This is a genomic window from Desulfobulbaceae bacterium (genome assembly GCA_013792005.1).
Lineage (GTDB): Bacteria > Desulfobacterota > Desulfobulbia > Desulfobulbales > VMSU01 > VMSU01.
Window position 1 is genome coordinate 1 of the sequence record VMSU01000240.1, and the last position, 7,088, is coordinate 7,088.

General features: G+C 50.7%; 3 protein-coding genes and 1 pseudogene. All 4 read left to right on the forward strand.

Features of this window, described 5'->3' with window-relative positions:
• Nucleotides 1-54 precede the first annotated feature (54 nt).
• The 4 genes and pseudogenes from FP815_15695 to FP815_15710 all read left to right on the forward strand — a co-directional run bounded on the left by FP815_15695 (nucleotide 55) and on the right by FP815_15710 (nucleotide 6,925).
• Nucleotides 55-414 (forward strand): annotated as a pseudogene (locus tag FP815_15695) (hypothetical protein).
• 69 nt (nucleotides 415-483) lie between these two features.
• Entirely contained in the window at nucleotides 484-2,742 is a 2,259-nt protein-coding gene (locus tag FP815_15700; GenBank protein MBA3016373.1) for a site-specific DNA-methyltransferase, read from the forward strand.
• Complete coding sequence (locus FP815_15705; GenBank protein MBA3016374.1) at nucleotides 2,739-4,241, forward strand: AAA family ATPase; 1,503 nt, start codon at nucleotides 2,739-2,741, stop codon at nucleotides 4,239-4,241. The genes FP815_15700 and FP815_15705 overlap by 4 nt, the downstream gene beginning before the upstream one ends.
• Nucleotides 4,241-6,925, forward strand: coding sequence for a type III restriction endonuclease subunit R (locus FP815_15710; GenBank protein MBA3016375.1), 2,685 nt, complete (start codon nucleotides 4,241-4,243; stop codon nucleotides 6,923-6,925). Before FP815_15705 ends, FP815_15710 begins: the two co-directional genes overlap by 1 nt.
• The last annotated feature ends 163 nt before the right edge of the window (nucleotides 6,926-7,088 follow it).

Below are 7,088 nucleotides of genomic sequence, written 5' to 3' on the forward strand. Positions count from 1 at the left end.
GGAAACCGACGCCCGTGGCCGACGTGATCCCCATGACCACGGCCAACCTGCGCGATCCTCAAAGCATGTGATCCAAAGCCCAAAACTCGTTTTTGTGTTGCCATAGAGGAAGGTGAAGCTTGGTTTCTCGGCGACACTCCCGCGCTCAAGAAAGCATATCCAAAGGCAAAAGATGCTGTTCTGAGCACATATGCTAATGATTCCATTTGTGGCACATGGGAGAAACTTGCTGATGCCATTTATCCAGGTGGCTCAGCGGCACTTTCAACTAAGGGTTGGCAAGCCATTGGGGCTGAGAAGTCTTTATGGGCTGAGAAAATTACACCACATATGGATGTGAACAACAATGAATCCCCTAGTTTTAGCTATCTCCGAGGAAAAATTATGGAATTGACTGGGATTTCTCCAATATGACACTTATTTCCAACAATAAAACGCACCAGACAATCTGGTGATTTCACCGTTGAAAATATAGGGTAATGAATGAAACTGACGGAAAATGAGAAACGCGACGCCATCAAGCTGATTGAGGCGGGGAAACCCTTGCCGGAAAAGTACCGGTTTTTACTGTTTGACGACGACCGGGAGGTGGAGTTGCTCTGGAACGGCAAGACCAGTGAGGTCTGCAATGTGGTGCTGCCCTTTCAGGTGATCGAGCAGGTGGATGAGCCGCGACCGGAGAAGAGCAGAAAGATGCAGTTGAGTCTCTTTGATATCGACCACCGGGGACGGCAGCTTGCGGGCTGGACCAACAAGCTGATCTGGGGTGACAACAAACTGATTCTCTCCTCGCTTAAGAACGGGCCGCTGCGGGAGGAGATCGAAAGCCAAGGCGGCATCAAGCTGATCTACATCGACCCGCCCTTTGACGTGGGGGCGGATTTTTCCATGGATATCGAGATCGGCGGCGACACCTTTACCAAGCGGCCCAGCGTCCTGGAGGAACTGGCCTACCGGGATACCTGGGGCAAGGGGGCCGACTCATTCATTGCCATGATCTACGAACGGCTGGTGTTGATGCGGGATCTACTGGCCGAGGATGGCAGTATCTATGTGCATTGTGACTGGCGGGTGAATAGTCATATTCGGCTTGTGATGGATGAGGTGTTTGGCACAACAAATTTCATTAATGAGATAACATGGAAACGTGCACATACGGTAAAAGGCAACATTGGCCAAGGCAGTAAATATATGGGCGCAAACACTGATACCATATTTGCTTACGCAAAATCATCGGCTTATACCTTCAACAATGTATTTCTTCCCTATTCAGATGAGTATATAAACTCGTTTTTTAAATACACAGATCACGAAACAGGAAGAAGATATAGGCTCGTAAGTATGATAGGTCCCGGTGGTGCGGCGAAAGGTAATCCTAGATATGAGATAATGGGAATTACCAGGTATTGGCGTTACAGTGAAACTACAATGAAAGAATTAATGGCCAAGAATCTTATCGTTCAAACCTCGCCCGGAACTGTTCCTCAAAAAAAACAATACTTGGATGACGGTGCTGGTGTTTCAATACAATCATTATGGGACAATATTACTGGAATTGGGGCATCGTCAAATCAAGGGACTGGCTACCCAACCCAAAAGCCCGAAGCCCTCCTCGAACGAATCATCAAGGCCTCCTCCAACGAAAACGACATCGTTGCCGATTTCTTCTGTGGCTCCGGCACCACTGCGGCTGTGGCCGAAAAATTGGGCCGCAAGTGGATCGTCTCCGACCTCGGTAAATTCGCCATCCACACCACCAGAAAACGGCTGATCGGCGTTCAGCGTCAGTTGAAGAATGACAAGAAAGACTGGCGGGCCTTTGAGATCTTGAATCTTGGCAAGTACGAACGCCAGCACTATATCGGAGTCAACGCCAACCTGCGCGAAGAGGAAAAACAACAGCAGCTTGCCGCCAAGGAAAAGCATTTTCTCGATCTGATTCTCCACGCCTTCCGGGCCGAACCGGTGGATAATTTCAATTGCTTCCATGGCAAGAAGGCCGGGCGGATGGTGGCCATCGGCCCGGTGAACCTGCCGGTGACCCGGCTCTTTGTCGAGGAGGTCATTCTTGAATGCCGCCAGAAACGTATCTCCCGGGTGGATGTGCTGGCCTTTGAATTTGAGATGGGGTTGTTCCCCAATATCCAGGAGGAGGCCAAGGACAAGGGTATTGATCTGGCCATGAAGTACATCCCTCGTGATGTGTTCGACAAACGAGCGGTGGAAAAGAACCAGGTGGTCTTTCACGATGTCTCTTATATCGAGGTCAAACCCCATATCAAGAAAAACAGCATCGCCGTTGAACTGACCGATTTCTCGGTCTTCTACTCCCAGGATTCCATCGACCATGTGGCGGCGACGCTTGCCAACGGCAAGAACAAGGTGGTGGTTGAGCAGGGCCAGATAGTGAAAGTGATCAAGGACAAAAACGGCGTGGTTACCCGCGAGGTGCTGACCGGCCATTGGACCGACTGGATCGATTACTGGTCGGTGGACTTTGACTTTGAATCCAAACGGGAGCTCATCACCCTCAAAAATGAAGAAACCGGCGAATTGGAGGAACACTGGACCGGCGACTTTATCTTCGAAAACGAGTGGCAGGCCTTCCGCACCAAGAAAGACCGCAGCCTGGAACTGCAGACCCCGTTCCATGAATGTGTCAAGGGCCGCTACAAGGTGGCGGTGAAGGTGGTGGATATCTTCGGCAACGACACCATGAAGATTGTCGGGGTGACGATATGAATACCGCCAAGGTCCACGCCCTGGTCAGCCAAGGCGAAGGGGTGCGTGTCGAATTCAAGACCTGCCGGACGGCACTGAATAGAGATGTCTACGAAACAGTATGCGCCTTCCTGAACCGTTCCGGCGGTGAGTTGCTTCTTGGTGTGGCCGATGACGGGACCGTTACCGGCATCGACGATGCTCATGTCAGGCAGATAAAAACCGATTTTATCACGGCAGTCAATAATCCACAGAAGATCAGCCCTTCCTGCTATCTCTCGCTCGAAGAGATCACGATCGACAACACGAAGATCCTGTACATCTATGTTCCGGAAAGCTCCCAGGTGCATCGCTGTAATGGGAAAATATTCGACCGGAACGAGGACGGCGATTTCGATATTACCGGCAATAACGCCCTGGTGTCCGATCTTTTTCTGCGCAAACAGACCAGCTATTCGGAAAACAGAATCTATCCGTACGTCACCCTTGGCGATCTGCGGGATGATATCATCGCCAGGGTTAGAAAACTGGCCGGCATACAGCGTCCGGGACACCCCTGGTTGGAGATGGACGATTCCGAACTGTTGCAAAGTTCCCAGCTCTTTCGGAAGGATTATCAAACCGGTAAGGAAGGGTTTACCTTGGCGGCGGTGCTCTTATTCGGTAACGACGACGTAATCCTTTCCGTGCTGCCCCATTTCCGCACCGATGCGATTGTCCGCCGGGAAAACCTGGATCGCTATGATGACAGGGACGACATCCGGACAAATCTGATCGACAGCTATGACCGGCTCATGGCCTTTGCGGAAAAACATCTGCCGGACAAATTTTACCTGGAGCGTGACCAGCGGATCAGCATCCGAGACCATATTTTTCGGGAAGTGGCAGGAAACATCCTGATCCATCGGGAATACCTGAACCCCTTCCCGGCCAAGTTCATCATCGAGCGACACCGGGTCTATACGGAAAACAGCAATAAACCCCATGGGCACGGTCCCATCAGCCCCATAGACTTTTCCCCGTTCCCCAAAAATCCGGTTATCGCCAAGGTATTCAAGGAAATAGGCCGGGCCGATGAACTGGGTTCAGGGGTCAGAAAACTCTTCAAGTACGGCAGGATTTATTCCGGGGCCGACCCGCAGCTTTTGGAAGAAGACATCTTCAAGATCATTATTCCTCTGTCCACGCAAGACACCGCGCAAGACACCGCGCAAGACACCGCGCATGACACCGCGCAAGCCGAGCGGATTCCGGAGATCTTGGAATTTTGCCTTAGTCCGAGGACGAGAGAAGAGATTCAGGCGTTGATCGGCATCAGTCATCGGGAATATTTCCGCAAAGAAATTCTGACCCCTCTACTGGAGCAAGGCTTGCTGCATCCGACCATTCCCGACAAACTGACCAGTCCGAAACAGAGATATTACTCCGGGCCTCCAAAATATGAGGAAGAAAAGAATGCCACCGAATTCGCTGGCATTACCAACCTGGCCGAGATGAAAAATTCGGAGGGTAAACAGTAATGGCCATCCACCCCGACTTTCCCTTCTCCCCCTACGTGATCCTGTCTCCTGATGTCCGCTGGTTCCCGGCTGACGAGGTCTTAAGAGAATCGAGTTATGAAAAACTGCTTCCCCCCCTGGTGCATGCCTTGCGCCGGAAGGTCAAGGCCTGGCGTGAAAGCGGATATGAAGGGGCAGCAGACACCAGCATTGCCCTGCTCAACTGGTGGTTTGCCAAAGAACACCTGCTGCCCTGCGCAGACGGCACAACTCGAAGCTTTCAATACTACTATGCCCAGCGGGAAGCGGTTGAAACGGTTGTCTACCTTTATGACGCGGTCCGGGTAAAGGACAAATACGACCTACTGCGTTTTGATTCGTCAGGCGCGGTATCCGCCAGCATGTTTGATGAAGAGTGGCGGCGGTTCGTGATCAAAATGGCCACCGGCAGCGGCAAGACCAAGGTCATGAGTCTGGTTCTGGCCTGGTGTTATTTCCATAAGCTGTATGAGCCGGATTCGGAGCTGGCCCGCAATTTTCTGGTGATCGCGCCCAATATCATTGTCCTTGACCGTATTCGCACCGACTTTGACGGCCTACGGATTTTTTTCGCAGACCCGGTGCTGCCGGACAACGGTTATGAAGGCCGGAACTGGCGGGATGATTTTCAACTGACCCTTCATATCCAAGATGATGTCAACATTACCAGGAAGACCGGTAACATCTTTCTGACCAATATCCATCGGCTCTACGCCGGCAATGAGGTGGAACCGAGTTTTGAAGACGATGATCTGATGGATTATTTCCTGGGCAAACGGCCAACCGGCAAGACCACCGATTCCAAGGTAGATCTGGGGAGTATCGTCCGGGAGATCGATGAGCTTGTGGTAATAAACGATGAGGCCCATCATATCCATGACAACCGGCTGGCCTGGTTCAAATCCATTGAGGATATCCACAACCGGTTGAAACAAAAAGACCATTTTCTGTCCCTGCAGGTAGATGTTACCGCCACCCCCAAGCATAATAACGGCGCCATCTTTGTCCAGACCGTGTCCGATTACCCCTTGGTGGAGGCTATTACCCAGAATGTGGTGAAGCACCCGGTTTTGCCGGATTCCGCCAGCCGGGCCAAGCTTGCCGAACGCCAGAGTTCAATCTTCACCGAAAAGTACACCGACTACCTGCACCTCGGAGTTGAGGAATGGCGCAAGGCTTACGACGAGCATAAAAGGATGGGCAAGAAGGCGATCCTCTTTGTGATGACCGATGACACCAGGAATTGCGATGAAGTGGCCGAGTACCTGGAGGGCAATTTCCCGGAATTGAAGGCTGGCGTCTTGGTCATTCATACCAAGAACAACGGCGAGATCTCGGAGGCGGCCAGCGGCAAGGCCAAGGAGGAGCTTGAGCAGTTGCGGAAGCAATCAAATGAGATCGACGGTTGGGAATCGCCGTTCAAGGCCATCGTCTCGGTCTTGATGCTTAAAGAAGGATGGGACGTGAAAAATGTGACCACCATTGTTGGGCTGCGGGCCTATTCGGCCAAGAGCAGCATTTTGCCCGAGCAGACTTTGGGACGCGGGCTGCGGCGGATGTATCCGGGCAGTGATGCCGAGGAGTATGTCAGCGTGGTGGGAACCGACGCCTTTATGGATTTTGTTGAATCCATCCAGAGCGAAGGGGTTGAACTTGAACGCAAAGCCATGGGGCAGGGAACCAAGCCAAAAACACCGATTATTGTTGAGATTGACATTGAGAATACCGGCAAGGATCTGGAAAAGCTGGATATTCAGATTCCGGTGCTCTCCCCGAGGATCTTTCGGAATTACAAGAACCTTGAAGATCTCGCACCGGATGTCTTCAACAGCAAGAAGCTCCAATACCGGGAGTTTTCCGATGAGGAAAAACGGGAGATCGTTTTTAAGGATATAACCACCGGCGAAATAAGCCATACCACGGTGCTTGATTCCGGGGCAGTTACCGACTACCGGAGCGTAGTCGGCTATTTCACTCAAGCGATCATGAAAGACCTCAGGCTGGTCAGTGGTTACGATGTCCTGTACGGCAAGGTCAAAGAGTTTATCCGGGATCATCTCTTTGAAAAGGAGATTGAAATAGATGATCTGAACACCCTGCGGAACCTGTCAGAGCTTGAGGCCACCCGCACGGTCATTGAAACATTTAAAAAGAAAATCAACGAACTGACGGTAAAAGATCGAGGTGATGCCGAAATAAAGGATTATATCAAAACCCGCTTGACCAGGCCTTTCGTGGTGAAGGAACAGGGCTATATTGTGCCGAGAAAATCCGTCTTCAACAAAATAATCGGCGACAGCGGGCTTGAGTTAGAGTTTGCCGGCTTTCTTGAAAATTGTGAAGACGTAATATCTTATGTCAAGAATTACATGGCGGTCAATTTCCGTCTGGACTATGTCAACGCCAAGGGAGATATTTCAAACTACTACCCTGATTTCGTCGTCAGAATCAGTGACAGCCAATATTTCATTGTGGAGACCAAGGGACAGGAAGACCTTGATGTGCCGCTGAAGATGGAACGGCTCAAGCAATGGTGTGACGACATCAACAAAGAACAGAGGGAGAATATATTTGATTACGTTTTTGTTGATGAAGAAAATTTCCAGAAATTCAAACCTGCTACCTTTGCACAATTAGTCCGTACTTTCAGGGAATATAAAGACTGAGTATCCCTCAAGGGGATATCCTTAAGTTTTTAAGCTGGCGAAGAGGACATTGTTTCATTGGTGAATAGAATGATGGTTATTGCCAACTAATCATTCCAGCGGTCAAGCCGCTGAATTCAGTGTGGGCCCAAAACAATAAACTTGATCTGGCAATAAAGTGTAC

What these genes read in the sequence shown, in the direction of transcription:
- FP815_15710 (MBA3016375.1), top strand. Translation starts at nt 4,241, where the DNA reads ATGGCCATCCACCCCGACTTTCCCTTCTCCCCCTACGTGATCCTGTCT.
- FP815_15705 (MBA3016374.1), top strand. Translation starts at nt 2,739, where the DNA reads ATGAATACCGCCAAGGTCCACGCCCTGGTCAGCCAAGGCGAAGGGGTG.
- FP815_15700 (MBA3016373.1), top strand. Translation starts at nt 484, where the DNA reads ATGAAACTGACGGAAAATGAGAAACGCGACGCCATCAAGCTGATTGAG.